The 273-nt window shown below is 63.4% G+C and carries 1 pseudogene; it reads left to right on the top strand.

Annotation, left to right across the window (positions count from 1 at the left end):
* A pseudogene (locus tag SB756_RS30060) lies at positions 1 to 273 on the top strand (hypothetical protein); the annotation flags it as partial.

Here is a 273-nt window from a genome sequence, read left to right on the forward strand (position 1 = left end):
GATCCGGCGTGGTATCTGGATCAGCGCGGCGTAACGCCCCCGCGCGAGCTCGGGCAGGCCACCGGATATCGGCTGGCCGTGCGTGCCTATCACGACATGCGCTATCGGGCGGCCAATACACTGTATCGATCCCGTTTTCCGAATTACCGCAGCCATCGTCCGCGCAACGGTTTTGTCGAATACGCGGGACTGGCAACCCGCGCGTTGAAACAACCGATATTCGATCGCGAGTCCACGCGCGTGACGCAGGGTCTGCTTGGCCGGCGGCCCTAT

This window comes from Pseudomonas sp. SIMBA_068, from assembly GCF_046534705.1.
Lineage (GTDB): Bacteria > Pseudomonadota > Gammaproteobacteria > Pseudomonadales > Pseudomonadaceae > Aquipseudomonas > Aquipseudomonas putida.